At 48.2% G+C, this 26,372-nt stretch carries 19 protein-coding genes; 15 read left to right on the top strand and 4 right to left on the bottom strand.

Annotation, left to right across the window (positions count from 1 at the left end; genetic code table 11):
* Positions 1 to 585 precede the first annotated feature (585 nt).
* Positions 586 to 729, top strand: a complete 144-nt coding sequence (locus tag PJI16_10215) for a hypothetical protein (protein MDT3777930.1) — start codon at positions 586 to 588, stop codon at positions 727 to 729.
* Here the strand turns inward: PJI16_10215 and PJI16_10220 are convergent.
* Together PJI16_10220 and PJI16_10225 are read right to left on the bottom strand one after the other, a co-directional pair.
* Positions 726 to 1,679, bottom strand: a complete 954-nt coding sequence (locus PJI16_10220) for a lipid A biosynthesis acyltransferase (protein MDT3777931.1) — start codon at positions 1,677 to 1,679, stop codon at positions 726 to 728. The two genes, PJI16_10215 and PJI16_10220, sit on opposite strands and share 4 nt — an antisense overlap.
* 732 nt (positions 1,680 to 2,411) lie before the next feature.
* Entirely contained in the window at positions 2,412 to 3,416 is a 1,005-nt protein-coding gene (locus tag PJI16_10225) for a polyprenyl synthetase family protein (GenBank protein ID MDT3777932.1), read from the bottom strand.
* A 307-nt stretch (positions 3,417 to 3,723) separates the two neighbouring features.
* Between PJI16_10225 and gltB the strand changes: the two genes are divergently transcribed.
* From gltB to PJI16_10240, 3 genes are all read left to right on the top strand, one after another.
* The gene (gene gltB / locus PJI16_10230; GenBank protein ID MDT3777933.1) at positions 3,724 to 8,295 is read left to right on the top strand and encodes a glutamate synthase large subunit; all 4,572 of its coding nucleotides are present in this window, start codon (positions 3,724 to 3,726) and stop codon (positions 8,293 to 8,295) included.
* Positions 8,288 to 9,718, top strand: a complete 1,431-nt coding sequence (locus tag PJI16_10235; GenBank protein ID MDT3777934.1) for a glutamate synthase subunit beta — start codon at positions 8,288 to 8,290, stop codon at positions 9,716 to 9,718. The genes gltB and PJI16_10235 overlap by 8 nt, the downstream gene beginning before the upstream one ends.
* A gap of 267 nt (positions 9,719 to 9,985) precedes the next feature.
* The gene (locus tag PJI16_10240) at positions 9,986 to 11,479 is read left to right on the top strand and encodes a DUF692 family protein (protein MDT3777935.1); all 1,494 of its coding nucleotides are present in this window, start codon (positions 9,986 to 9,988) and stop codon (positions 11,477 to 11,479) included.
* A gap of 87 nt (positions 11,480 to 11,566) precedes the next feature.
* Here the strand turns inward: PJI16_10240 and PJI16_10245 are convergent, their stop codons facing one another.
* Positions 11,567 to 12,334: a hypothetical protein gene (locus PJI16_10245; GenBank protein MDT3777936.1), complete on the bottom strand. Its 768-nt coding sequence runs from the start codon at positions 12,332 to 12,334 to the stop codon at positions 11,567 to 11,569.
* Between the two features lie 291 nt (positions 12,335 to 12,625).
* On the opposite strand from PJI16_10245, the gene PJI16_10250 reads away from it, so the two are divergent.
* Together PJI16_10250 and PJI16_10255 are read left to right on the top strand one after the other, a co-directional pair.
* On the top strand, positions 12,626 to 13,264 hold the full coding sequence (locus tag PJI16_10250) for an MBL fold metallo-hydrolase (protein MDT3777937.1): 639 nt from the start codon (positions 12,626 to 12,628) through the stop codon (positions 13,262 to 13,264).
* A gap of 380 nt (positions 13,265 to 13,644) precedes the next feature.
* Complete coding sequence (locus PJI16_10255; GenBank protein MDT3777938.1) at positions 13,645 to 14,142, top strand: hypothetical protein; 498 nt, start codon at positions 13,645 to 13,647, stop codon at positions 14,140 to 14,142.
* An 89-nt stretch (positions 14,143 to 14,231) separates the two neighbouring features.
* Here the strand turns inward: PJI16_10255 and PJI16_10260 are convergent, their stop codons facing one another.
* Positions 14,232 to 14,564, bottom strand: a complete 333-nt coding sequence (locus tag PJI16_10260) for a hypothetical protein (protein ID MDT3777939.1) — start codon at positions 14,562 to 14,564, stop codon at positions 14,232 to 14,234.
* Between the two features lie 228 nt (positions 14,565 to 14,792).
* Here PJI16_10260 and PJI16_10265 point away from each other — a divergent pair, with 228 nt between their 5' ends.
* The 9 genes from PJI16_10265 to PJI16_10305 all read left to right on the top strand — a co-directional run bounded on the left by PJI16_10265 (position 14,793) and on the right by PJI16_10305 (position 26,354).
* On the top strand, positions 14,793 to 15,290 hold the full coding sequence (locus PJI16_10265) for a DUF192 domain-containing protein (GenBank protein MDT3777940.1): 498 nt from the start codon (positions 14,793 to 14,795) through the stop codon (positions 15,288 to 15,290).
* Between the two features lie 10 nt (positions 15,291 to 15,300).
* On the top strand, positions 15,301 to 15,696 hold the full coding sequence (locus tag PJI16_10270; protein ID MDT3777941.1) for a Rieske 2Fe-2S domain-containing protein: 396 nt from the start codon (positions 15,301 to 15,303) through the stop codon (positions 15,694 to 15,696).
* Between the two features lie 49 nt (positions 15,697 to 15,745).
* On the top strand, positions 15,746 to 16,060 hold the full coding sequence (locus tag PJI16_10275; GenBank protein ID MDT3777942.1) for a protease inhibitor I42 family protein: 315 nt from the start codon (positions 15,746 to 15,748) through the stop codon (positions 16,058 to 16,060).
* 13 nt (positions 16,061 to 16,073) lie between these two features.
* Complete coding sequence (dat, locus tag PJI16_10280) at positions 16,074 to 16,928, top strand: D-amino-acid transaminase (GenBank protein MDT3777943.1); 855 nt, start codon at positions 16,074 to 16,076, stop codon at positions 16,926 to 16,928.
* Positions 16,929 to 17,206: 278 nt separating this feature from the next.
* Positions 17,207 to 22,081 (top strand): hypothetical protein, encoded by a 4,875-nt coding sequence (locus PJI16_10285; protein ID MDT3777944.1) that lies wholly within the window; start codon positions 17,207 to 17,209, stop codon positions 22,079 to 22,081.
* Between the two features lie 440 nt (positions 22,082 to 22,521).
* Positions 22,522 to 23,463: an SUMF1/EgtB/PvdO family nonheme iron enzyme gene (locus PJI16_10290; protein ID MDT3777945.1), complete on the top strand. Its 942-nt coding sequence runs from the start codon at positions 22,522 to 22,524 to the stop codon at positions 23,461 to 23,463.
* Positions 23,464 to 23,827: 364 nt separating this feature from the next.
* A complete protein-coding gene (locus PJI16_10295; GenBank protein MDT3777946.1) occupies positions 23,828 to 24,745 on the top strand; it encodes a carboxypeptidase-like regulatory domain-containing protein in 918 nt (305 codons plus the stop codon).
* A gap of 14 nt (positions 24,746 to 24,759) precedes the next feature.
* The gene (locus PJI16_10300; GenBank protein ID MDT3777947.1) at positions 24,760 to 25,683 is read left to right on the top strand and encodes a carboxypeptidase-like regulatory domain-containing protein; all 924 of its coding nucleotides are present in this window, start codon (positions 24,760 to 24,762) and stop codon (positions 25,681 to 25,683) included.
* Entirely contained in the window at positions 25,680 to 26,354 is a 675-nt protein-coding gene (locus tag PJI16_10305; protein MDT3777948.1) for a hypothetical protein, read from the top strand. Before PJI16_10300 ends, PJI16_10305 begins: the two co-directional genes overlap by 4 nt.
* The last annotated feature ends 18 nt before the right edge of the window (positions 26,355 to 26,372 follow it).

The raw sequence follows: 26,372 nt of genomic DNA on the forward strand, positions 1-26,372 counted from the left end.
CTTCGGTTCTGGTCCAAAGCCACCCCTAATGCATGGTGTTGAAGGAAAGTGTAACCGACTAGGCAGTTCTGTTACATGGATTGGTAATTGGAAACCTTCCTGACCACTTTTTTAAGCAAGAACGGAACCTCCTTTGTTCCGCTCCTTCGGTATAACGGATGGCACCTACTCCCTTGGTGTGATGGGGATTTGTTTCCGACGCCTGCTGTCCTACCATGGGGACGGGCGCTCTTATTTCTCGGTGGGCCTTGTCTGAGCAGAGCGAGTTGAACCGCCCTCCTGTATTCCGCGGCCGTCCTATTTAAGGAGGTCGGACTGGGCGTCAATGGTTTTGGGTCCTTTTCCCGAAAAAAAGGAACTCGCCTGCCGGGGCGAGACCCGGCAACATCAAAAATCGCTTGGATATAACTCAAGGGCGTGAGCTTCCACCGTTCAAGCGGTCACACGGATTGATGACAGGATGGATTTCCGCTAAAACTTGGGGGAATGACGGGAAAAAATACATGCAGGCTTTGTAGGTGTGTAAGGAAGAAGGCTATTCCTTAGGACATTCAATACCGGATTTATTGTTGGAAGGAGAGGCTATTGATCGCGGTTGACTATGTAGAAGGCGGTGATGGAGAGGAATCGTTTGGCTATGCAGGCGGAGAACGGTTCGAGGTCGAGACGGCGGTTTTGGCGTATTCTCGTGCGTCGAAGGGTTCGAGAGTAGTCACAGGGGAGGGCTAGTGCTCTACTTCTACTCTATCTACCTTTGACTTTTTAGGCCAGCGACGTTTCAGGCATATCCATTGTCCCGGTGCTTCTCTAATCCACTGTTCAAATTTTCGATTCAATTGACACGTCATATCGATAGCCTGTTCCGAGGAAGATGCTGAAGGGTTGTCGGGGAGTATTGGTTTGTCCACACAGATTCGGTAACGATAGTCCGGCAGTCGCACCACATGAACCGGGATAAAAGCGCATTGGTTGCGCAAGGCAAGGCGAGCCGGCGTGGTATTCGTGGGTGCCTCAATACCAAAGAAGGGGATCATTTCGGCACCGTCCAGCCGCGTATCTATGGCCAAACCAATGGAATGGCCATTCTTGAGTTCGCGAGCCAGCGTTCGAATACCACCATCACGGGATACCAGGCGTACGGGGAAGGCGTTGCGTAATTTGAAAAAAAACTCTCTAAGATAGGGGTTGGACTCCGGTGCATAGATGATAGAGACACGCAAACTAAATTGTGCTGCCAAAAAATTCGTGAATTGCCAGGCTTGGGTGTGTGCAGTAACAAAAACGATGGGTCGATCACCGCACAAAACTTCTTCGCTCTCTGGGGCAACGGAAAATTCAAGGCGTTGGTCACGCTGTTCCCACACTGTAAGCATATGAATCAATTCTGAAAGAGCAAGCCCCAGGCTGTGAAAGGTTTCTCGGCTAAGTTGCTGGATCTCTTGTTCGGTTTTATCGGGAAAGGTCAGTCGCAAATTTTTTTTGGCTGTATTAATCCTTGGAGTGAAACCTGCGAATGTTTTGAAAATCCCGCCACTAAGCGCCCCCGAAAACTGCATAGGTAATGCCCTTAATACCAGAAAAACTCCAGCGAATAGCCATGCTTCAATTTTCCACACGATTTTTTTTAGCGAGGGGAAAGCCAGGCTTAGGCGGCGAGAAATTAGATAGTGTTCAGCCATTCTTAATCTTACGTCATATGGGGCGAAATTTCGAACATTTGCGTTTGAGTCGGTTTACGATAGTCGTATCTGAGCCTAACTCCGAAGCGCTCGCGTCGGCGGGCTGGTCTAGCACGTGCCCATGTTGGCAGGGTAATTAGGCAGTCCCCTGACCTTTCAATTCACCCGTTCCGGTTTTTAGGCTTTAACTCCTGTGTTACAAATGACTCCTGCCTATGTGTTAAGCAAAAAATCGATTTCTCCATTTTCGCCGCGCCTTCGGTACAGCGCCTGTCAGCCACTTTTTTCATGGTGTGTTGTTCATTTGCTTACGACGCCTGCTGTCCGATCATGGGGACGGGCGCTCTTTTTTCTTGGCGGGCCTTGTTTGAGCCCTTCGCCCCGACTCAGGACAGCCTCCGCGAGTTGGACCGCCCTCTTGTATTCCGCGGCCGTCCTATCTAATGAGGTCGGACTGAGCGTCAATGGTTTTGGGTCCTTTTCCCGAAAGAAAAGGACCTTGCCTGCCGGGGCAAGACCCGGCAACATTGAACATCGCTCAGACATGGTCATTTGATAAACGAGTAAGACGCATTGTCTTAAAACACCGTTTTGGGGACTTTCAAAAGCGAAGATGGATTTCCGCCAAAAACTGGCGGGAATGACAGGGGGTGGAGGATGGGCTTAGGCGAAGAATGAGCCAATGCTCGATTCTTATACTTCGAAAAAGGAACTACGAAGAATTTTGGAGTGTTATTGGTCGCGGTTGACCATGTAGCAGGCGGTGATGGAGAGGGATCGTTTGGCGGTGCAGGCGGAGAACGGTTCAAGGTCAAGGGCCGCGGCTTCGACGAACTCCCGTGCTCGAGCGGTGGAATAGGCCAGTGATCCTTGTTTCTGCATTAATTGGATGATTTTCGTGACGTCCTCATCTTCAATGGCATGGGCCAAAATCTTTTCGGTGATCCATTGGTTGTCTTGAGAAGAGCAAGTCTGGAGAAGGTGGAGTAATGGGATGGTAATCATGCCCTGGCGAATATCCTGACCAAGGGCTTTACCGAGTTTTGCACGGTCTGCCGCATAATCCAAGCGATCATCAGCCAATTGAAAGGCCATGCCAAGATGATAGCCAAACCGATAAAGAGCGGCTTGTTCTTCGATTGAGGCACCTCCAACGATCGCCCCAACCTTACAGGAGGCAGCAACAAGGGCTGCTGTTTTATATTCAACAATTTTGAGGTAGGCGGCCTCCGATAGGTGTGGTTGACTATTGGCGCAGAGTTGAAGAACCTCCCCTTCAGCCATCTTTCGGCAGGCATCCGCTAAGGCTTCGTTGATGCCATGATTGTGGAAGGTGGCAATCAGGGCCATGGCCTGAGAATACAAATAATCGCCCACAAGGATGCTGGCCTGGTTTCCCCAGAGTTTCCTTGCGGTAGGTTGTCCCCGTCGGAGGTCGGCTTCGTCTAAGACGTCATCATGTAATAACGTGGCCGTATGAATAAACTCGACGAGACTGCCCAGCAACAAAAAGTCTTTTTGGAGATATCCACAGAGACGAGCGCAGAGAATCAGAAGCAGCGGACGGATACGTTTCCCTCCACTGGCAAAGATGTGACCAGCGACGGTATTTATGAGCGGGGCATGCGATTCAAGGTGTTTGGTAATCTGGCTTTCAACCTCAATTAGGTCCGGCCGAAAGGCTTCCCACACATCCTCCATGGATTCCAGGTCTCTGAGGGCTGGTTCCTGATGCATGGCGGCGATACTAGGGGGTAGCCTGTGGATTGTCAAGCTGAACCACATGCTGGAAATCGATCAACATATTTTTAAAAACCAAATGGCTGTATGGAAAAATTTCCATAGGGAAAAGGGGATCGTCTTGACAGATTTTTTGACCATCCATTAATGTTGTTCCTTAATTTTGATTCGTTCTTCCCTTATTCTTCCGTCGCTCTCCGGGACCACACAAAGGCATACATGGCCCATTGAGTCTCTGCTAAGGGGTGGCGTGTCTCCCTCGTGACGATGGCCAACAACATTTTTTAGGTGAAACGTGAAACAGGTGCATAACCAACCAGTGTGGAATCTCCCGGGATTGCCTTCAGCCCAAGGCCTCTACCATCCTGGAAATGAGCATGATGGCTGTGGAATCGGGTTTGTTGCCCATATAAAGGGGCAAAAATCACACGACATCATAGAAAAGGGCCTGGAGGTCAACAAAAATCTGACTCATCGGGGAGCACAAGGATCTGACCCATGTACCGGCGATGGGGCAGGAATTCTCTCCCAGATACCCCATGATTTTTTTCATCGGGTTGCCACTGAATCTGGTATCGACCTTCCGGTAGCCGGGGCCTATGGGGTAGGCATGGTGTTTTTGCCCCAGGATGCCAAGACCAGGCAACAGTGCGAAGCCGTCTTTGAAGCGATCATAGGGGAAGAGGGTCAAAGATTTTTAGGGTGGCGTGATGTTCCAGCCAAAGAGGATCAAATCGGGGAACAGGCTCGAAAAACGATGCCCGCCATTCGACAGTTTTTTGTCGCACGTGAATTACTGAATCCGATGCAGTTTGAACGAAAACTGTATGTCATTCGTAAACGCATAACCCGGGCCGTTCGGGAATCAGCTCTCCCGGGGAAAGAATGGGTGTATATATCCAGTCTATCCGGCAACACGATTGTCTATAAGGGAATGTTGTTGCCTGAACAGGTTTCACTGTTTTATCCCGATCTTGCGGATCCCACATTTACCTCGGCGTTGGCCCTTGTGCATTCCCGCTTTAGTACAAACACGTTTCCAACCTGGGCCTTAGCCCATCCCTATCGCTATTCGGTCCATAATGGCGAAATTAATACGCTGAAGGGGAATGTCAATTGGATGCGGGCCCGACAGGGGCGGCTGGCCTCTGAACTATTTGGAGAGGATCTGAAAAAACTCTTTCCGATTATCGATGATTCCACGCAAAGCGATTCAGCCTGTTTGGATAATGCCATTGAGTTTTTGGTGATGGCCGGCCGGTCCCTGCCTCATGCCATGATGATGTTGATTCCGGAACCGTGGGTGGGAAATCCTCAAATGGATTTTGACCGACGAGGGTTTTATGAATATCACGCGGCCGTGATGGAACCGTGGGATGGACCAGCGGCCGTGTGCTTTACCGATGGGAAACTTGTCGGTGCGACCTTGGATCGGAATGGTCTGCGTCCCTGCCGGTATCAAATTACCAAGGATGATGTCGTGGTGTTGGCTTCAGAAGCAGGAGTGCTTCCGGTAGATCCTAAGACCATTCGCATGAAGGGACGCCTGCAACCGGGTCGGATGTTTGTCGTGGATACCGTCCAAGGGCGTATTCTTGACGACGAAGAAATTAAAGCCGATATCACCAAACGGAAGCCCTATCGACAATGGTTAACGCAATATCGGGTGTCTTTAGATGAACTGCCTGAGCCACTCAATGTGCCGCAACCCGATCATCCGACGTTGCGCCAACGCCAGCAAGCCTTTGGGTATACGGTGGAAGAATTGAAAATGGTGTTGATTCCTATGGCGGTAACCGGTGAAGAGCCTATTTCTTCAATGGGAACCGATACGCCTTTAGCCGTGTTGTCCGAACGGCCGCAACTTCTTTTCAAATATTTCAAACAATTGTTTGCTCAAGTCACGAATCCTCCTATCGATCCGATCCGGGAGCATCTGGTGATGTCCCTTTTCACCAACATAGGGCCTAAGCCGAACGTTATTGCGGAGATTCCTGAGGCCTGTCGAAGGATTAAATTGCAGCAACCGATCCTTAGCAATCTTGACCTGCAAAAGATTCGCATGATTGGAGATCCTCACTTTAAAAGTAAGACCCTTTCATTGCTCTTTAACGTGGCTGAGGGACCTGAGGGCATGGCTGCAGCTCTTGATCAATTATGTCAGCAAGCTTCGAGAGCAATTAAGGATGGGGAAAAGTTTCTGATTCTGAGCGATCGAGGCATTAATGCCGAGTGGGCACCTATTCCCAGTTTATTGGGGGTCTCAGCCGTTCATCATCATCTGGTTCGAGAAGAAACCCGAACAGAGGTCGGGTTGATTCTGGAAACAGGGGAACCGCGTGATGTGCATCATTTTGCCTGCCTCATTGGATACGGAGTCGGGGCCATCAATCCGTATTTGGTGTTTGAGTCCCTCGTGGATATGGAACGGGAAGGGTATTTTCCTGAAAGTGTCGATGCGGCGACGGCCGAATCCAAGTTTATCAAGGCAGTTAACAAAGGATTGCTGAAAATTTTCTCAAAGATGGGGATTTCTACGGTCCAGTCCTATTGTGGCGCTCAAATTTTTGAGGCTATTGGCCTGAATAACCAGTTGATTGATCGGTTTTTTACCGGAACGGCTTCACGGATCGAAGGCATTGGTCTCAGTGAGGTGGGTGAAGAGACCTTGCGCCGGCATGCTCTGGCCTATCGTCCCGTCCCCATGCGCCAATTAGATTTTGGTGGCGAAATCCATTATCGGATTCAGGGAGAGCATCATAATTGGAATCCTGAAACGATTTACAAACTTCAGCATGCGTCGCGTGCGAATGATGCCAAAGCCTATGCCGATTTTTCAGCCCTCGTGAATAAGGAAGACCAACGGCGCTCGAATCTTCGTGGGTTGTTTGAGTTTAACTGGGCAGCCGAACCCATCCCCCTTGAGGACGTGGAACCTGCCAGTGAAATTGTGAAGCGATTTACCACGGGTGCCATGTCATTTGGGGCAATCAGTAAAGAAGCGCATGAAACATTGGCCATCGCCATGAATCGCATCGGTGCCAAAAGTAATACCGGAGAGGGCGGCGAGGACCCGGAACGATTTAACCCCTTGCCAAACGGGGATTCCAAAAATTCCTATATAAAGCAGGTGGCGTCCGGTCGTTTTGGGGTGACGGCACATTATCTGGTGAATGCCCGGGAATTGCAGATCAAAATGGCCCAGGGGGCTAAGCCTGGTGAAGGAGGACAGTTGCCGGGACACAAGGTGGATGAAATTATTGCCAGGCTTCGGTATTCCACGCCAGGAGTGCAACTGATCTCGCCCCCTCCTCATCATGATATTTATTCTATCGAGGATCTCAAACAACTCATTTTTGACCTGAAGAATTCCAATCCCGAAGCCGCGATTTCCGTGAAACTCGTGGCCGAAGTCGGGGTCGGAACCGTGGCGGCAGGAGTGGCAAAGGCTCATGCCGATAAAGTCCTTATCAGCGGTGATTCCGGTGGAACCGGGGCTTCTCCCTTATCCTCCATCAAGTATGCGGGAGTACCCTGGGAATTGGGTCTGGCCGAAACGCACCAGACGCTCGTGCTCAATGATCTGCGTGGACGTATTCGAGTGGAAACCGACGGCCAACTTAAAACGGGCCGTGATGTGGTGATTGCCACGCTCTTGGGGGCGGAAGAATTCGGTTTTTCTACGGCGCCATTGATCGTTGAGGGGTGCATCATGATGAGGAAATGCCACCTCAATACCTGTCCGGTAGGAGTGGCCACCCAAGATGGGGAGTTGCGAAAACAATTTACGGGGAAACCAGAGCATGTTGTGAACTTCTTTATGTTTGTGGCGGAAGAAATTCGCTCTCTGATGGCAAAGCTCGGATTCAGGACCATTCGGGAGATGATCGGACGTGTGGATAAGCTCAAAGTGCATAAAGCTGTTGATCATTGGAAAGCCAAAGGGCTGGATTTGTCTCCGTTATTGATCAAGCCGGATGTCGGTCCTGAAGTGGCCACATCGTGTGTGCAAAAACAAGATCACGGTCTGAAGGAGATTTTGGATAATCAATTGGCGGAATGGTGTCAACCAGCCATTGAGCGGGGAGAGTCGGTTTCCTTGGATCTGCCTATACGAAATGTAAACCGGACCACCGGGACTGTTCTGTCAAGCCATATTGCCCGTAGGTACGGGCCGGATGGACTCCCTTCTGACACGATTCGGATTAAGTTTACCGGATCGGCTGGACAATCCTTTGGTGCCTTTTTGTCGAAGGGTATTACGCTCATTCTGGAAGGCGAGTCGAATGACTATTTGGGGAAAGGTCTCTCTGGAGGGAAAATTATTGTGATTCCACCGAAGGGAGTGACGTATTCGCCGGAAGACACGATTCTGATCGGGAACACGTCCCTCTATGGGGCGACAGGTGGTGAAGGGTATTTTTATGGCATTGCGGGAGAACGGTTTGCTGTCCGGAATAGTGGCGCACGGGCCGTCATTGATGGAACCGGTGATCATGGGTGTGAATATATGACCGGGGGTGTGGTGGTGGTTCTTGGGAAAACGGGACGTAATTTTGCGGCCGGGATGTCCGGAGGCGATGCCTATGTGTTGGATGAGGATGGGCAATTCCCCGCACGTTGCAATATGGGCATGGTGGAATTAGAACCTGTTGTGTCATCGGAAGATAAACAGACCCTTCGTGGGATGATAGAGGCCCATCTTCGTTACACCCAAAGTGCCAATGCCAGGAGGGTTCTTGAATCGTGGGATATGATGTTGCCGAAATTTGTCAAAGTCATGCCCAGTGATTACAAGCGAGTGCTGCAGGAAAGGAAAACGGCCTTGGCCAAAGAACATGCTCAACGGGAGCGGGAGGCGGTGAGCCGTGGCTGATCCTCGTGGTTTTTTGAAATATAAACGGGAAGGACCTCAACGACGGCCGGTTGAGCTACGGGTTCTCGATTGGAAAGAAATTTATGAACCCTTTTCCGACGACAAACTCAAAACGCAGGGTGCACGCTGTATGGATTGCGGGGTGCCATTTTGTCAAAGCCCCTCTGGCTGTCCTGTGGTGAATTTGATCCCGGAATGGAACGATCTGGTACATAAGGGACGATGGAAAGATGCCCTCAAGGCGCTTCATGCCACCAATAACTTTCCTGAGTTTACCGGACGTCTCTGTCCGGCTCCATGCGAGTCAGCATGTGTGTTAGGCATTAATAGCGATCCGGTCTCTATCCGAGTCATTGAATGGAATATTATTGATAAAGGGTTTGAAGAAGGGTGGGTTGAACCGGTGCTACCGGTTGTCTCATCCGGGAAACGGGTTGCCATTGTCGGGTCGGGTCCAGCAGGGTTGGCGGCGGCCCAACAATTAGCCCGGACTGGTCATGAAGTGACAGTTTTGGAAAAGGCTGATCGGATTGGAGGCTTGCTTCGCTATGGTATTCCAGATTTTAAAATGGAGAAGTGGGTATTAGACCGTCGATTGGAGCAGATGCGGAAAGAGGGGGTGACCTTTCAGACTAGCGTGTGCGTTGGTGTGGACACCACTGTCGAGGCACTCCGTCGTGACTATGATGCGGTGTTGCTGGCGATGGGGGCCGAGCAACCAAGAGAATTGCCCGTTCCAGGAAGAGATCTTAAGGGCGTTCATCTCGCCATGGATTATCTTACTCAACAGAATAAGCAAGTGGCCGGGGATACCCTTCTGGGAGAGCACATATCGGCTAAAGGCAAACGGGTGGTGATTATCGGTGGTGGTGATACGGGATCGGATTGTCTTGGTACGGCTCATCGTCAAGGGTGTGTTGAAGCTCATCAATTTGAGTTGTTACCCGAACCTCCACCGAATCGGGCTCAATCGACACCATGGCCTTTATGGCCCATGCAATTACGAACGTCGCATGCCCACGAAGAAGGGTGTGATCGCGAATGGAGTATCTCCACCACAAAGTTTTCAGGGGAAAATGGGCACCTCACCAGATTGCATGCGACCCGTGTGAATTTTGAGAATGGAAAGGTGGTTCCTGTTCCCGGGGCCGAGATCAAGATGGATGTTGAGCTGGTCTTGTTGGCGATGGGGTTTGTCGGGCCGGTTAAAGGGGGCCTGCTGGATTCTCTTGGGCTTCAATATGATTCTCGTGGGAATGTGGCTGTTGATGAACACTTCATGACTAATATGGATGGGGTGTTTGCCACAGGGGACACTAAGCGTGGCGCGTCTTTGATTGTCTGGGCTATTGCAGAAGGTAGAAAGTCTGCGGCCGGGATTCACCGGTATCTACAAGCTGGACGATCCTTTCGGGTGTCCTGATTTCTTTCCATTCCTGGATGTTTTCCGCTTAGGTCGGTTTTTCAAAAGCTCTTGTGAAATGTAAAGTGGGTGTGTGTCCATCACAGATCATCAAGAAGGTGTTGAGTCCTACCAACAGCAGTCCGTCCGTCACGTGGCTGTGACTATGCCTCCTTCCCCTGCTCTGTTCGTCCCGGTAATATTGAGCTTGCTGACGCGCATTTTTTGAACGTCTTTCCTCTGGATTATTATCCCCTTAGCTTCTTAAGTCACTGAATGAGGAAACCTTTGCGCTATACAGATTTGTCACGTGGGGAGGCTATTTACGAAGAGTTCCTTCGGCGGGCAGGCAGGATTCCATTTCTGGGCCTTGGTTTATCGGTGGATGTGTATTCACCTGATATATTTGACCTATACGAGGAACTTCGAAGTCAGCAAATCCCGATGGCCTATCTTGAAATCTTTCATGCGGCTTCGGAGGCTTTGGCGATGGTTCGAGCCCGACTTTCTGACATTCCTCTGGCCTACCATGCCGAGGGGATTTGGGTCACACAACCTGATTGGGACACCGCGTACAATTCTCAAGAGCGATTACAGGCTACTGCCTTCAATCTTCGAATGTTACAGCCTCATTGGGTTAATCAAGAATGTGCGGCCAAAGAAATAGGCGGCTTTTCGTTCGGGACCTACTTGCCTCCCGTATTTACCAGAGCTTCTGCAGAAATTACGGCTTACCAGACGTGGAATGCTCAGCTGCAGCTCGATCAATTTGATTGGGGACAGCAGGTCAGCTCGCCATTGCTGCTTTTGGAGGTTCCGCCCTTAACCTATTTTTCGATGGGTGAGATGCCTTATGCAGAATTTTTCGCGAACATTTCAGCCAAGTCACCCTGCGGGTTGGTATTGGATCTGGGCCACGTCTGGACGGCCTATCGATATTCCGGCGCTTGGCGAAAACAGGGGCTGGAATCGTTTTTCGAAGCCTTTCTTGAGCAATTTCCCCTGGAGAGAGTCATTGAAATTCATATCGCCGGTCTGGATTGCCATCCGAACATCCACACCGGACTTGATGCAGAGCCACACGGACCCCAAAATTGGATTGATGCCCATGAGGCTCCCATCCCAGACGAATTACTTATGCTCCTGACTCGGGTTTTAGGGGATTCTCGTCTTCTCAATCTCAAAGGAATCGCCTTAGAAGTAGACAATAAGCCCATACCGCTTATCTGCCGGGAAATGAAAATGGTGATGGAGATGGTAGAGCCTCCGGGGCATTTGATTGCTCAGGTGCGTTCGTCTGCCACAGAATTGCAAAGGGAATCAAACTTTCCAGTGGAAAACGTCGAGCCTTCTAGGGAAACCCGTGATGGATTAACCCTCCAATACAGGGAGTACATGGCACTGGTCAGAGAAGTCCTGAGTGGTCGGCTGGATGTACCTGGTTCTTTGGATGCTGAAATGAATATGGGGCTTCATGTGTATGCGACTCAGTATTTACCATATGAAATTCTCACATGGGGTGGAGATGTGAGGGTGATGTTTCCCAATGCGTGTGATCTTTTGGCCCAATACGGGATTTCATTGAAACAATTTGTGGAATTTTGGTTTGCCCATCCTCGAACATCTGAGTGTGGGATTGAGTATGATTTCTTTTTGCTCAAAATTGATTTATTTGTGAAATTTATTGGGCAGATGTTTCCTGAGGCAAGTTCCCTTGTCAAACAGGAAGCCGAACTTCTTATTCAGGGCTACCTCCTCGCATCTCAGGGGGCATCGACGTAACCACGACGGTTCCTAGGAAAATCGGTTCTGTCTGTCAGTGACCTGATCAGGTGAATAGTGGATTGGGAACTTCTGCTTGGCAGGGATTTAAAAGTTCTTGGCCTGGGCTGCTGCTCCGGTAGACAGGGCTTGATGAATTTCCTGAATGAGGCGCAGTTCAATATCGGTGACTTCAGATTGCTGAGCTGAGAACATCTGGCCGTTTTTGGAAATTTTTTCGAATTCGGCACGGACCCAAATGATGGTATGATCGGAAGGCCCTTTCTCAATCGAGAGGAGGTATTGGTTCCGAAAACCTGATAGTTCCAGTGAGGGAGGAAGTGACGTTTTGCGATCAGTAATATAGACGGCTTTTTGATCTGTTTGCATGCTGGAAAGTATTGAATAGCCGTTTTTTGTGAGTGCGCCTTCTATGATTTCTGAAGCTAAGGAAAAGGGAAACGGCAACTCCTGGCTTTGACCACCAATTTGATGAAGGGTAAGGGTCTTCCTCATCTGGTCCCTTTGGCTCCTGAGCCATTTGTTTTCTCCTTCCAACTTTCGATGTTCTTCTTCCAATATTTTAATTTTGGCTCCATCTTTTTTGGGGCTGTTTGCCAGTTCCGCCATTTGAGCCTGTGCATCCCGAAGTTGTTCTTTGTGTGTCGCTTCGGCTGTTCTAGCATCTTGGTTCAGCCGGTCGATTTGTTGTTGTAGGACTTTATTGCCTTCCTGCAGAGATTGAATAAATGACTCCAATTTGTCGATCTTTTTGGTCAGCTTTTTATTTTCTTCTTGAAAAGCAGAATGATCTTCGGGACACCCGGTGAGAAAGAGTAGGAGTATGGCTGCCAAAAGGTAAAAGGCCTTGCTCACACTGCAGGGGAGTATATCTTGCCTCTGCCGGGATGTTCGCGGGCGCTGGAAGAATGCTTGAGTTTTCACCGGCTCAGCGCATCCGTGAATGGAGGATAGTGTTGTGATTTGATCAAATGGGTACCTTTTATTAGGTATTTTATTCCTAATCAGTTCTTATTTCAAACTTCCATATTGAGGGGGGTATAAAGAATGGGGAATAATCTGTTATTCCTTTGAGAAATCGTGAAAATCTGAAGACATCTTAAGGGTGGAAGGTAGGTCGTGTTGAAACATTATGAGGAATCTGGAATGGATCAGTTTATTAGAATAACTTTCCCCGTCCCTCCACTTTCATGTAATTGTTCGATCATCGGTGATAACGAAACTAAACAGGCCATTGTGGTGGACCCAGGGGGAAACCCTGAGCGCATACTCGGGGAAATTGATGCCATGGGATTCACGGTCACTGCCGTTTTGCATACGCATGCCCATTTTGACCATTTCCTAGCCTCCGGTCATATTAAGGAGGCGACCGGGGCTTCCCTGTTTTTGCATCCGCAAGATCAGGATCTTTGGGGCATGCTGGAAATTCAATGTCGAATGTTTAATATTCCTTATGTGCCTGTCCCTCCGCCGGACAAATGGATTAAAGATGAGTCAGAAGTGCAAGTTGGTCCCTATACGGGAACCGTGATCCATACTCCTGGCCACACTCCTGGCTCGGTTTGTTTTTTCTTTGAAAGCCAAAGTTTGGTGTTTTCAGGGGATACCTTGTTTCGTGGCGGAATTGGCCGAACTGATCTTTGGGGTGGAGATGGTCAGATAATCGAGCGATCTATTCGAGAACGCTTGTACACCCTCAAGGAAAGCACGCTTGTGATCCCAGGGCATGGGCCTGAATCATCCATTGGATGGGAACGAGAGCATAATATGTTTGTGCATGGATAAGCATTGAGGATTAATGTTTGAAAGATAATGGGACTTTTGGGATTGGCTATTAGGTATGTTGAGAAATAAGAGAAAAATAGTCTTAAAAAAATAATTGCCCCGTTATAAAAACCCATTCTTCATTGAGGAAAGGAATCTTAATCCTAAAAAAAATGAAAAAGGGTTGAGTATTTCTTAGTACTCTTATTGATTTAATAGGGCACACTTTCCTATTTTAATCTCCAAGAATTGCAATTATAAATACCATCTTGCGTCGAAGAATGTCATATGCTATAACCAACCCTCTTGTTGAAAACTAAGACGGTATAAATAAGAAATTTGGCTTGCGTTTTTCAGGTAAAACTTTCATTATCAACAGCTTCTCAATGAGGAGGTAGGCGATGCACAGAGTGCTTCTATCCGTCCTTTTAAGTGTAGTGTTCGTTGTGGCCGGAAGTTCAGCAGCATTTGCGTTACAGTCCGGTGGTGTGGAAATTGGCGACCTTGAAACAGGATCTGTCGTGGGCCAGCCATTCCAAAAGTTGGATGTGGATATTGAGTTAAATGCCATGGAAATTGGTGGCAAGAAAGTCTGGTATCCTCCGGTATCAATTTTGAGTCTTATTTCCAGTGCGACAGGTGGTAGAGCCGGAAGGCCGGTTTTGGTCAAGGTCACCAATACTATGAAGGAGGCGCACGGTTTTTCTCTTTCCGCGGCTTCCACACAGACTGGTCCAACTACGATGGAAATCAACCTTGAGTTGGCTCCAGGTGAGACCAAGTATATTGGGATACCCATCAGTGATCTCACCTATGTGACTTCGAACAGTTTGTTGAATTATAAGTGTCAACTACATTCAGCCCACCTTGGTGGACAATTATTAGTGTTGACCAAGTAGAAATTATTCAGACGTAGAGTTTTGTAAAGATAAGCCCCATCCTTTTCATAAGGGATGGGGCTTATTTAATATATGAATGCCTTTATCAACTACACTTCCTCATCGCTACGACAATCCACATTAGCATTCAACGGAATTTTCTGAGCCGCAAACAGTTCTCCTTCTACAACCAATAATAAAAAACGACTCTCTGTCGGTGCCTCATCAGGTAAATTTCTGACGCTGGTGTTGAGGTCGACAATTATTTCTTCGGGGGATTCGGTTGTGGTGTTATTAATCACCCAGAAGTAATGGCTACCCTTTGGGTACAGGGTAGAGACAAACCGGTCGATGGCGGTTGAAATCGAAGGGTGAGCTGAGGTGCTGGTAAAGGAAATGAATACCAAAGAGATTCCGAGCAGGAGAGTTGGGAGGTAGCGCATACGAGGCCTCCATGGTATGAGGTAAAGGTTTACTTTGTGTTGAATGTCGAGAGAGGGCTTTTTATCCATATTTCATTGTGGCTGAAATATTAACAATCTACATGATATCTTAATATCTTATCCCTCGTCTGTTGTTTGAGCAAATCGGGAAATGATTGAATTGAGCTTGCCTGGGGAAATTTCCATGGACCGAGGCAAGGGAAGAAAAATAAGGAAATATGTAAAATCATGTTGTCTTTTCTCAAAGGTAAAGGGGCTCCAAGTAAAAAGCGAATTATCTTTCTTCTGGTAATGGCCTTGTTCCTGATTTCCGGCGCATTATTGTTTAATGCTCCGGAACAGACACAGGTTATCAATATAAATTTTCCCGAGGGTGGTGTATTGAAAGCGGAGGTTGCGGATACACCGGAAAAACTTTTATTCGGATTGGCATTTAGAAATGCTCTTCCTCCCAATGAGGGAATGATTTATATTTTTGAAGATTCCGGTCTCCATCGGGTCTGGACAAAAGAGTTTCAATTTCCTGTTGATGTGATTTGGGTCGATGAGAGTAAAATTGTCGTGCACATAGTCGAAGGGGCTCTTCCATGCCGTGAAAGGCAATGTCCCTGGTATGGTCCCCCGCCTCAAGATGCGCGTTATATTGTTGAAGCCAATGCTGGGTTTGTGGACCAAGCCAAAATTAAGATAGGTGCGCAGGTAACCTTTACATTGCTTGTCTCGTAAAGATGAACGGATGATGAATGATTCCAGTTCCGAGCGTGATATGGACTGCAGGATACATGAACCATTGAGTCCCAAAGAGGGATTTGTGTTTGTCGGGAAGCTGGAGGATATCCCCAAAGGAAAAGGGCGTGTATTCAAGGTCGGCGGGAAAAGTGTGGCTGTATTTCGCATTGATGATCGGTGCTTTGCTATTAATGATATTTGTCCGCACCAGGGAGCCTCATTGGGGAAAGGCCGATTGAAAGGTTTTGTGGTTTCTTGTCCGTGGCATCATCAACAATTTGACATTCGATCGGGATTCGGGCCAGATGGCGGAGGTTATTGTGTGGTCAATTATGATGTGGTGGTTGATAAGGGAAATGTTTTTGTCTGTCTGAAAAAACGTGATTGGCTGACAGGAGAATGATAGATTTTACAGGCGTAACAAGGAGTCAAGGTTTCGTCAAGGTGAAAGCATGAACATAGAGCAGGTGCAGACAAAAACTATTCAGGTGTTCAAATCGGCCACCTTTATGGTGCATTTATGGGAAGATCGGACCCGCGGGGAACAATGGGTGCCAAGTTATGACCCTAAAGCGCTGGGATTGGTGGGAGATGAATTTCTTCGAACTGTTAGTAATAATGCGGTAGATTCCGGTCGGCGATCATTTGAATTTCAAGCGTTGGAACCAGGGACCCATCATTTGGAATTTAGTAAAAGGATGGCTTGGAAGTTTACAGCAGAGGATCGACGGATTTTTAAGGTCATTGTCCTGCAGTCACCTTCCTGAATAAATTTTCATCATGCCGGATATCGGGTATCTCAATGGACACTTTTCTCCATTAGGAGAGGTGAAGATCTCTCCGGATGATCGTGGGTTCTTATTTGGGGATGGTGTCTATGAGGTTATTCGTGCTTATCATGGGGTTCCCGCCTTTTTGGGTGAGCATTTCAAGAGGCTCGTTAGGAGTGCCAAAGAAATCCAGCTCCCTTTTTCTTTAGAACAAGCCGAATTTCAGCGTCTCCTACTTCACGGCCTTCAGCAGAGTGGGTATCAGGAAGGGAAAATCTATATTCAGGTGACCAGAGGGGTGGCTCCACGGGAGCATATCTTCCCCCCAATTGGAGAACCAACGGTCTTTTTGGCATTTCGGAAAATGGTTGCCTTGCCGACAGAAGTCTGCCAACGGGGAGTCAATGTCATTACCCTACCTGATACACGTTGGCACCGCTGTGATATAAAAAGCCTGAATTTGCTTCCGAATGTATTGGCTAAGCAAAAGGCCCGGGAGGCCAATGCCTTTGAGGGAATTTTTGTGAGAGACGGACAGGTGACCGAAGGGGCTACCAGTAATATCTTTGCTGTGAAAAATGGCACAATTATCACTCCGGAACGCAATCATTTGGTTCTCGCCGGTGTGACGCAACAGCAGGTGGTGACCTTAGCTCAGGCAAAAGGTTTAAACGTCCAATTTCGACCTATTCCTATTTCAGAGTTCCTGCAATCCGACGAAGCCTTTCTTGTGGGTACCACAATTGAAATTCTGCCAGTCATTCAAGTTAATGGGGAAACGCTACGGGATGGAAAGCCTGGTCCCATTACCACAATTCTGCAACAGCAGTTTACTGCCCATGTTTCCCGCCTCACGATGTCGTAGTTTCTAAAAGTCAGAATTTTTAATCTGAAGGGGAATTAAACTGGCAGCCATTCGGCGACCGTTTGCCTAGATTTACATTTTCATTTCGGGTATGCCATTTTAATATTTCTGATGATAAATGCGAATGAAATCAAACTTAAATCTTTCGGACTTGACAGCCTGAATCGATTGGATTACCTTTGGCCCTTCCCAACATTTTGATGGAATATTATCGACTGTTTGATTTGTAAGAAAAGTCTTTGGTTTGTCAGTTTATTTCACATTAAGGAGGCCGGTCCATGTTTCACGTGAAATCTAGGAAAGCCATCACCACACTTTCCATTGGATTGTTAGTCGGGGGAACAAGTTTTTTGTCAGGGGGAACGCTCCTGGCCGAAGAAATCCAGGATAAAGTTATGCACAGCACGGGAATGGTTCATCAAGAATCACCTGGATGGGCAGAGCGGTTAAAGGGGCAGACAATCATGGAGGACACCCAGGAAGGTCGTCCGAACCGGGCCGCCATGGTAGAACGCCAACATGATCGGATCATGTTGAGAATGGAAAACGAATCCGGTGCCCAACATGCCGACCATACAGCGACCGGTTTTTATAATACGATGACCAACATGCATCAATATGGCGCAGGAGGCCAGGATTTACTTTTGGCATCCGATCGGAATGTGGAACCTGTTGCGGCGAGTGGTGGAAATTGTCCATCAACTGCCCCTGTCAGGGAATATGACATTTCCGCCATCAATGCCGAGATTACCCTCAACCAATGGCTTGATTACTATCCGGGCTACATGTATGTCCTGACGGAGAATATCGATAAGGTACGCGAAGAGGAAACCAAGAATGCGGAAGCGAGAGAGGTGGATGGTCATGGTGACCCCGGCGCGGTGACAAACGGTCTTCAGAACCAATGGATTCAACCTCTTGTGATCAGAGGAAATCAAGGCGATTGTGTGAAATTCACTCTCCGGAATCAACTCGAGTTTGGTGAGGAGGCCAGTCTCCACATTCATGGCTCGAATATGGTTATCAGCAAAACCGGACAGCCTGCTACGACAACCAATCGTGACACCGTGGCTGAAGAAGGGCAAGTCGTAGAGATGGAATGGTATATCCATCCAGACACCCAGGAGGGTGGCCGACAATTTCATACATTTAGTAATGATCGCGAATTAACGGTTATGGGTCTCATGGGGACCTTTGTGGTTGAACCACACGGTTCCGAATATTTGGATCCGTTAGGAAACGGGGACCCAACACCTATGGCCAGCGGATGGCAGGCCATTATCAAAAATGGAACGGGGCCTGATTTTCGTGAGTTTGTGTTGATTTACCATGAGGTTGGTGACGAAGCGTTTCGTCCGGTAAATAAACATGGTGATTTCTTGCCACAACGGGATCCTCTTACCGATGCCTATCGGCCAGGGGCTCGAGCTCTCAATTATCGAAGTGAGCCGTTTGGCATTAACAACATGCATGTGCAGCACGAATATTTCGGTTTTGAAGATGAATCGATGGGCTATAGTTCTTACACTTTTGGTGATGCACCAACGACGATTCCTCGATCCTATCTCGGCGATCCTGCCAAGTTCAGACTAGTTCACGGAGGGTCTGAGGTATTCCATTCCCACCATCCACATGGTGGGACGATCCGATGGCCGAGAAGCCCGCGGGCCATTGACGAAATGCCACTATGGCATGCCGCGAAAAACGGTCCCGTCAAATATCCGGTCATCAGGACTAAAACCGACAGGGTTGATGTGGAAGTAATCGGACCATCAGAAGCTTTGGATTTGGAGACGGAATGTGGGTCAGGCTTATGCCAACAATTGGCAGGGGACTTTCTGTTTCATTGCCATGTGGCCCATCATTACGTTGCGGGAATGTGGGGGTATTGGCGTGTATATAACACCATGCAGACAGATGACAACCGCACGGATGTCATGCCAAACCTCAGAGAGTTGCCCGATAGAAAAGGTCGGATGAAGGCGGGTGTCACTTCTGATCAATTGATTGGAAAAACGGTCGATTGGTTTGGGAAAAAATTCACCATCGTGGAAAAAGGAAAGAGCGATTGGAAATCGAACCCAGCGGTCATCAATATTAAAGAATGGGTGGAAATTCAGTTGCCGGCCCAAGGGAAGCCTGGTCATAAAGATGACGAAAAGGGTCAGATTATTTCTTATGATGCGACGGTACTGGATTGGGCATGGGATGGTAATAAAGCCATGTCTGAGAAAGAAAGCACAATTGAGAATCCCAAGTACCATTCTCCAACACCTGGGAAACGTCGACCAATTCTGTTTGAGTCGAGAACCGGAAAGGTGTCATGGCCGCATCTGACGCCACATTTCGGAAAACGGGTCATGTTCCCACCAAATCACAATCCAGCCCCATGGTTGGAAATGATTCATCAGGATGAAAATGGTCTACGAACTTCTGAGCCAGCCCAACCGGGAGAAAACGGCCGATGGAGTTTGTGTCCGGAGAATGCCGGACGAAAGTATTACAATATTCATTTCATCAATACTCCAATTGAAATGGCCGGCCCTCAGGGTAAGGAAGCTCCTGTCATTGACCCCTACGGGTTAATTTATGTCCTCCATGAAGAGGAGGAGGAAACACGAAAAAATAACGACAAAAAATTACCGTTGGTGTTTCGTGCCAACATTTATGATTGTATTGACTATACGTTGACCAGCGAATGGTTGGATGACGACTTTACAAACTTCCAATCCTCCAAAATTAATATTCATCCTCATTTTCTCCAATTCGACAACCAGGCATCGGATGGAGTGATCACCGGTTTTTCATATGAACAGTCTGTCCGTCCGTTTACAATGCTGGAGAAAAAGACCAAGAAGGGTCTTCCTGTGCCGATGAATACAGTCTTTACGGCAAAGGCAAAAAAAGGCGATTCCAGCATTAAGGTCAAAAATGCGGCGCAATACCATGTCAATACGGAATTGTTGGTTGGTGCCGATAATGTCAAGGGCAACGAGATTCGTCGCATCAAATCTATTAAGGGCGACACCATTACCTTTGTTCGACCCCTGAAGCATGATCATCCCGTCGGGGATATCGTGACGGTGGAATTTGTGCGGTCACGCCTTTGGGCTGATGCTGACGTGGGAACCGTGTTTTGGCATGATCATGCCTTCGGGGCCACTACTTGGCCTCATGGTGGATTCGGCACCTTAGTCGTGGAACCAGTTGGATCAACCTATCATGATCCTAAGACCGGGAAACTGGTCAGGAGCGGTCCAATTGCGGATATCCATACCGTTGAACCGGTTGGCTATGGTGTAGATAATAGCTTCCGGGAAATGGTGGTCCAAGTTCATGATACGGTTCCTCATACGGTCAATATTGTGACCGCTGGCAACCCGCCAGGGCAGCCGGTCGAGGTAGCGTTGGAAGCCGGTAAAACAGTGTCATTTATGATGCCGGAAAAAATTCTTATGACCCCAATGCCCTTCCTCAACGGAGGGACACATACAACGGGAAGCGGTCTGAATTTCAGGGCGGAACCTATCGCTCAACGTTTAGCCGTTAATCCAGATGCCTCAAAAATATTCAGTAGTGCCGAGCATGGTGATCCGGATACGCCATTATTGCGTGCGTACCTGGGTGATACTGTGGTGATCCGTCTTTTGCATACCCTCATGAATGAAACGATGACCTGGACAATATCAGGGCATACGTTTTTGAGTGAGCGATATGCCGGTGATGCCAATAGGAAAAATTCCATGCATATTGGGATCGCTGAGCGATATGATTTAGTGGTTCCAAAGGCAGGGGGTCCTCGTCTGCAGCCTGGGGACTATATTCATTTTAATGGACGGTCTTCAAAGTTTTCCGAGGGAGGTTGGGGAATCCTGAGGGTCTTGGATAAGGAGACGCCAGACCTGAAGCCGCTCCCAGCCGGGTATTCAGGTCGAAATGAGATTCCCAAGCCCCTTCCTGTTTGTCCTGAAGAGGCTCCGGTGAAATCATTTAATGTGGTCGCGATGGACTTTCCAGGGATGAGTTTTAATCCCAGTGCTCCGGAATCCATTGAGATTGACTTTGAGAGGACCATTGAGCTGAGAAATCCTGAGGGCAAGATCTACGTCCTTGAGGATGAGGTCACTAAAGTGGCAGGGGATTATCACCCGATGCCATTGACTATTCGAGCAAACGTGGGAGATTGCATTAAAGTTAATCTCAAAAATAAAATGAAGGAGAGCCGGGCTTCCTTCTCGGCAATATCATTGGCCTTTAATCCCCAAGATTCATTGGGGGCAAATGTCGGTAATAACAAAGGGGATCAAACGATTGCCCCAGGAGAGTCAAAGACCTATACCTATTATGCAGATCCTTTTAACGGAGAGATTTCTTCCCTGGTATGGGACTGGGGAAATGTGATGTTAAACCCACGAAACGGTTTGTTCGGGGCGGTCATCATCGGGCCTAAAGGGTCGCAATACCGTGATCCGAAGACTGGTGCGGACATTTCCTTAAAAAATAGCTGGGAAGCGGATGTGATTGTCGATAAGACCATTCCAGGTCAAGAAAACCGCAAAAATTACCGTGATGTGGCTTTACTCTTTCAAGATGAAGACAACATTATCGGCACCAGCTTTATGCCATATGTTCAGAATGTAGCCGGTCTCACCGGTGTCAATTATCGATCCGAACCTTATCTTCACAGAGAAGAGGCTGGTTGTACGCTTGGACGCATGTTTCAGCCTTGTGAGGTTGAAAATCCACAAGATCCGGTTACACCGCTTATCCAGGCGCATGCTGGCGACCCCGTGAGGATTCATGTGTTCGGTGCCAGCAGTGAGCAAAACGGGATGTTTAGTGTGGAAAAACATGAATGGCCGATCGAACCATTCATGCCGGGAGCCGACGAAATCAGTGTGGTGGAGTTCGCCGGTTCAGAAACGATCGATGTATTTATCCCGTCCGCTGGTGGACGTGATATGCTTCCCGCGGATTATGTCTGGAATAATCAGCGGCTCCCTTACTCGCAATCAGGTCAGTGGGGCTATTTAAGGGTACTCCCGAAAAATGACCAACGGATCCTGCCTCTGGAAAGAGGAGCGAGTGAGATCAAGCAAGCTTCGATCGACGCGGTGGAGACTGGAAGGGTGTTGCCGGTGGCAGCCAAATAACCAACTTCATCATTAAGGTTTTAAGAATGGGGGATTCGCAAGGATCCCCCATTTTTTTATATTTGTATTGGATTTCTTTTATCGGTTGTGAAACGAAACGGATCAAAGTTTTAATTTAAGCCAAATTGAAAATGCCGTTAGGTAAGCTGTTATGATATTTCTACAAGAAGTATCCCTCATTTAAGCGAATCTCGGATTATTAATTCTAATGGTTTTTTTTAAGCCAATTATGGCTTTTGGCAAATGCCTTGACCTCGTCGAAAGGTGAAGCTACGATTTGCTCAATTAAATGACCATACTGACATAAAAATATTGGGGTTCCCAGCGAATGCCTTCTTTTCCGGGCGAAATGAAGTCATCCGAATTCGGCCTTGGGGTGGTGAATTCTCCAATTTTTCCATCAGTGGCGTCTTAGTCATCGGATTAATTTGGAGGGGTTTATGCGTGGAAGACAAAGTAAGAAACGTCTTGTTGCGACCGGTTTGTTGGTGATCGGGTTTACTTTGATATCGGTGATGATGACATGGGCGTTGGACGTGTCAGACATACGACCGGAATGGACTGAAGCTGGTAAGAAATTGGCTTTACAGCGAGCCCAATGGCCGACTAAAGAAAAGAGAGTGGTAATTCCAGCCGGATGGTTTACGATGGGGAGTAATAAAAAAATTGATCGGAAGGCCTACCGGCCTGAGATGCCCCAACGCCAGGTGTACCTGGATGCCTTTGAGATTGATGCCTATGAAGTCACGGCTTTGGAGTATTTGCGTTTTGTCGTGGACACGGGTCGTCCGCCATTACCGGATTGGAAGTTCGACGGAGGAAACTTTCAGGAGAGTATGGCCCATCATCCCGTGATGCATGTCTCGTGGTTTGAAGCCGATGCCTATTGCCGGTGGGCAGGAAAGCGGCTGCCTACGGAAGCGGAGTGGGAAAAAGCTGCCAGAGGAACGGACGCACGAATTTATCCATGGGGAAATACCCCGGCAGGGCTTACGCGAGCAAATTTTGGGAGATCGGGCATTTCCGGCCCAGTTCGTGATCGACCTGAACGGCTGCTTCTTTATCCACCTATAATCTCCGTTGATAAGTATGAAATCGGGGTCAGTCCTTATAACGTTTTTCAAATGGCAGGGAATGTCGCAGAATGGGTGAACGATTGGTACGATCCGGAATATTATCAGACGGCTCCTGACCGGAATCCGCAAGGCCCGTCGACCGGTGAACATCGGGTATTTCGTGGCGGTGGCTGGATGGATAGTACTCCGACTGTGCGGACAGCCCAGCGCAATGGAAAAGCTCCTGAGGCACAGGCCAACTGGCTGGGCTTTCGGTGTGCTGCTGGATTGAAGAATGACCTCACTCATTCGATTTCCACTCCCTAATGGTGAGAAATGGATGCGTTCTCGTTGCTGAGTTGCTCTCCATTTCATCTCATAAAGATTATTGATGTATTTTTCAATACTTCTTACTAAACGCAGGGGACGGTCCTAATTTCAGAGGGTTTGAGTTCGCAAAAGGTTTAAATCTGAATTTCTGGTGATTCGAATGTGATAGGGTGATATGAGAGGAGTGGCTCACCAAAGAAAGTTACCAATCACTATGAGATGCTCGCAAGGATATTTTAATGCTCGAGTGTCTTGTCGTATGTGACCGGGAGTACTTCCTGATTATTGGGTTTTTGGGAAGAAGGCAGATATAACACATTGATATTTTTGGGCCGGCAGTGATGAGAAGGAGGGCGTTGGAATGATGATGAGAGTTTTGGTGGTCGTGATCTTCCTGATGATGGTGTCATCCATGGGGTGGGCCTATCAAGAGAGCCAGGTCAGCAATGGAGGGGCAATTCAAGGGCATGTCCGTTTACTTGGTGAACCCCCAAGACCGATGGCGTTTAATCTCGTCACGATCCCGGATGCCGTATATTGTGGAAGAATTTCTACCGGAACTGGGTGGCGCATTGTTGAGGATTTTATTATTGGGCCTCAGGGATCGCTTAAGGATGCGGTGGTGATGGTAAAAGGGGTAGACAAAGGCAAACCGTTTTCTTTGCCAAAGGTCGAGGTTGAGGCGATTGATTGCGATTTTTTGCCATTTGTCAATGTCTTAAAGGACCAGGATGAAATCACCGTGATTAATATGGATCCGGTAGAACATGATATCCAGGGATATGAAACGGCAAGAGAACGAGGGGCCAGGGTCTTGTTTAATCGTCCGTTGCCCATGAACCCCTTTCACAATGTAGTTGGTATGTTTGGGGAAAATGTCCATACCCATCTTCCCGGAAAACCGATGATTGAAAAAATTCATTTGCGAAAGGGCCGTGATGTGTTTGTTATGCAATGTGGATTTCATCCCTATATGTTTTCTTGGGGATTAGTGGTGGAAAATCCCTATTATTCGATTTCCAAAGAGGATGGAGCCTACGAAATTAGCGATATTCCAGCAGGAGAATATGAGGTGGCTGTTTGGCATCCTGGTATGAAAACCTATTTAGAAAAAACAGTCCGGGTGGAATCGGGAAAAACGCTGACATTAGACTTTCAATATGAGTCTCCCCAGGGACGGCGAAGCGTGCATGAAATGCAGGAAAATCCGCATTTTGGGCTGGAGATGCTTGGAGAGGGCGTTGAGATTATCCCGTCGTTACGACGACAAGTTCCCTGAGAGAAGGGGTGAGCATGAAACAGAAGCGAGTGATGGAAATTGTCGTGATAATAGGCTTGCTCTGGATCACCAGTTCGACCGCTTTCGGTTATGAAGTGATTGACGTAACGGATGGGGCCACCATTGTCGGCACGGTGACTCTCAAGGGCATTCCGCCTTCTCCTAAAGCGTACAACCTGGTGACGTTCCCTGATCCAGAGTATTGCGGCCGCATTTCTGATGGCCAGGGTTGGCGACTCCTTAAGGACTTTGTGGTGAATGATCACAATCAACTTCAAGGGGTCGTGATTGTAATTGAAGGTGTAAATGCCGGGAAACCGTTTTCCCTTTCTATTCCGAAGGTGGAAGCTCGCGACTGTCAATTTCTCCCATTTACGACGGTTGTTCGTGATGAGCATGGGATTGAAGTGGTGAATATGGATCCGGTCATGCATGATATTCAAGCCTATGAGACGTCGTTGAGCCAAGGTACACGGGTGTTATTTAATTCTCCTCTGCCCTTTAATCCCCGGCATCAACGTGAAGATATTCATGCGACACATGAGCATCTGCCGGGGAAATCCTTGGTCCATCAATTTCAACTGAGCAAGGGACGTAAAACCTTTGTGATGCAGTGCGGGTTTCATGCCTACATGGAAAGCTGGGGGATTGCGGTGGATAATCCCTATTTCAACTTTACCAATGAAAGGGGAGAGTATGTTATTTCATCACTCCCGCCTGGAAGTTATCGCATTCGTGCATGGCATCCAAGTGTGAAGCATGAGCAGGTTTATGAATTTTCCGTGGAACCGAATCAAACCGTGAGAAGGGATTTTTCCTTGGAATCTCCCGTAGGCCGTTGGACGGCACATACCATCAGGACCCCGCCTCGATTTTCTGCCGCTGCTCTGGGCCACCCTGTTCTAATAGAGCCTTTGGTTGAACACCAAAGACCATGAAATGGATAGACGTTTTCCTTCTTTTCTCCCGAATTTGTGATAAGAAATTGGCGGGCGTGGTGGGTTGTGCCATTTTTGGAATGGTGGCTTGGTTCCCGCCCGGTTGGGCCTTCGCCGACTCTCCCAACATCTCTGACCACATACCCAGGGAATTCTCCGCAAGACTCATCTGGAAGACGGGAGGCCATATCGCCAAAGCCCAGTTGTTTGCGAAAAAGGATCGCTATCGCATTGAGCCGGCAGGGGGAATACGAACAGGGTTAGGCTATGCGGGCGTTCTCATTATTCGATTGGATAAACAAAAAACCTGGTATATGTTGTCGCAACGGCGAATGATCTTAAGCGTTCCCTTAATTTTGGATTATTTGTTACCATTTTCTATCCGGTTGGAGGGAGAGACGAATCGAACGGTTATTGGGGAATCCGTGGTAGGGGATCAACCTGCCCTGCTCTATGACGTGGAGGTCAAAGATCGTTTTGGCCAACTCGAACGATTTTTCGAATGGGTGGATCTTCAACGGGAGGTTCTCTTGAAACTCTTAAGCCAGGATCGGGACTGGTTTGTGGAATATCATCATGTGGTGCTTTCTTCGCAACCAGATTATTACTTTGAAGCACCATTAGGCTATCGAATTATTGAGGCTCAGGAAGCCCCGATTCCGAGGGGGTAGACATATGATGTGGCTAGC

This window comes from Nitrospira sp. MA-1 (assembly GCA_032139905.1).
Taxonomy (GTDB): Bacteria; Nitrospirota; Nitrospiria; order Nitrospirales; family UBA8639; genus Nitrospira_E.